We start from the raw sequence: 1,959 nt of genomic DNA, 5'->3' as shown, positions 1-1,959 counted from the left end.
AACGTCCTACTGGATTTCCTTCGGTCAAAAAGTAGCCAAAGAAAACGCCATGGCCGTTTCGCATCAAGGGCCACTATGGGACGTAGCCTGCGCAGGGCTGCTCCGCACAGGCCCTCCCCGGTCTGTCCGAAGCGGCACCAAGCTCTTCATGGCAACGGCAACGCTGGGCACGGCGTCGTTGCTTTGGGGCAGGGGCGCAAGCCGCGACCGCGTTGCCGCGGTATCGCATCGTTAGCGCCCGCAGCCGCCAACCGCCTCAGCGCGAGGCGACCACCGCCACCGCCGCGGCCAGCGCCAGCCAGATCAGGTCGGTGCCGGTATTGGCCAGCTGGAACAGGGTCCAGGCGAAATTCGGGCCCAATCGGGTCGAGGACTCCAGCGGACCGAAGCCGAGCATGCCGCCGTACTGGCTCGCGGCGATGCCCCAGTTGGCGATCAGTACGATCAACGCGCTCGCCGCCAATCCCAGACCGGCCCGGCGCGGGCCCGGGCGCCAGCCGCCCAGGCGCAGCATCCAGGCGATGTCCAGCGCGCCCAGCACCGCCATCCAGCTGCACTGGCGGTCCCAGGCCACCGCCAGCAACACCCAGAACGCGGCGAAACCGACCGTGCCCAGGGCCAGCAGCAGCCAGGAGAATGCGGTCACCCGGCGTTGCGCGCGCTCGGTCTGGCGGGGGGCACGGGGTTCGGTCGGCACGGCGACGGTCATCGGCGGAACACTGTGGGCGGGGCAAGCCCTACAGCATAGCCGGCCGGGGCCGGTAGAATAGGCCTTCTTGTGCTGCGGCACGGCGTCCCCATCTTTCCGGCATGTACTCCCGCAGCAGCGAACCCGTCCGTTTCGAGCGCGATTGCGCCGTCGTCATGGTCCCCCAAGGCGAGCAGGTGACCCTGCCGGCCGGCAGCGTGGGCTACATCACCCAGGCCCTGGGCGGCAGCTACACGGTGTTCGTCGAGGGCAACCTGTTCCGCATCCACGGCCGCGACGCCGACGCCATCGGCAAAGAACCGCCGGAACCGCTGGAGCTGCCCGAAGGCGCCGACGACGAAGCGGTCGAACGGCTGGTGTGGCAGCAACTGCGCACCTGCTTCGACCCGGAGATCCCGATCAACGTGGTCGAGCTGGGCCTGGTCTACGAAGCGGCGGTCAAGCATCGCGACGACGGCCAGCGCACGGTCGAGGTGCGCATGACCTTGACGGCGCCGGCCTGCGGCATGGGCGATATCCTGGTCGACGACGTGCGCAGCAAGCTGGAGATGATTCCGACCGTGGCCGAGGCCGATGTCGAACTGGTGTTCGATCCGCCGTGGAATCGCAACATGATGTCCGAGGCCGCGCGCCTGGAAACCGGCATGCTGTGACTGCATCGGCGCCGGGCGGATCCGGCGCCGATCGGCGAACCCGCCGGCGTCGCGCGCCGAACCGGATGAGCGCCCGCATCGCGATCGCAGGCCTTCGACTGTACGAACGCGTGCGCTGATACAAAAAGCACATTAATTCCCGTTGCGACGATCGCCGATCCGTCGCCAACCTGTCGCGATTCCGAAACGTATGGTGCCGATACGTGATCGGACGCACGGGTATGTCCGCAATCGCCCCCGAAGCGCGCCTTGTGAGCGCCGACGACGCACTCGTAGCGTGTGCCGCGCGGATCGACGAGTCCGCACGCACTGCGCGAGCCCGTCGCGAAGCCGCCATGCTTCGAACCGGCCCTCGCGCGCTTACGCCGCATCGCCGGCCTTCGCTTTGGGGGTTCCATCATGTCTTGCCGCAACAAGCCCGCATCCTCGCGCGTCCTGTCGCAACGCGCTCTTGCCGTCGCCACCGCGACCGCCCTGTCCTGCGCGGCGATGTCCGCCTTCGCCGCAGAGCGCGTCAATCTCTCGTCCTTGAATCAGCACGCGCAGGACGAGTTCATCGTCAAGTACCGCGACGGCAGCGCGCAGCGCAGCAGCGCC

The 1,959-nt window shown here is 68.0% G+C and carries 2 protein-coding genes and 1 pseudogene; 2 read left to right on the top strand and 1 reads right to left on the bottom strand.

Annotated features, from left to right (window positions below; all coding sequences use genetic code 11):
- Positions 1 to 256 precede the first annotated feature (256 nt).
- Positions 257 to 709 carry a hypothetical protein gene (locus tag TX83_RS21505; protein WP_064750029.1) on the bottom strand — a complete coding sequence of 151 codons (453 nt, stop codon included), beginning with the start codon at positions 707 to 709 and terminating at the stop codon, positions 257 to 259.
- Between the two features lie 101 nt (positions 710 to 810).
- Here TX83_RS21505 and sufT point away from each other — a divergent pair, with 101 nt between their 5' ends.
- Positions 811 to 1,362, top strand: a complete 552-nt coding sequence (gene sufT / locus TX83_RS21500; RefSeq protein ID WP_064750028.1) for a putative Fe-S cluster assembly protein SufT — start codon at positions 811 to 813, stop codon at positions 1,360 to 1,362.
- A 399-nt stretch (positions 1,363 to 1,761) separates the two neighbouring features.
- A pseudogene (locus tag TX83_RS21495) lies at positions 1,762 to 1,959 on the top strand (hypothetical protein); the annotation flags it as partial.

This window comes from Lysobacter antibioticus HS124 (assembly GCF_000336385.2).
Lineage (GTDB): Bacteria > Pseudomonadota > Gammaproteobacteria > Xanthomonadales > Xanthomonadaceae > Lysobacter > Lysobacter firmicutimachus.
Note: the sequence above shows the minus strand (reverse complement) of the source record. Positions and strands in the feature narration are given on the sequence as shown.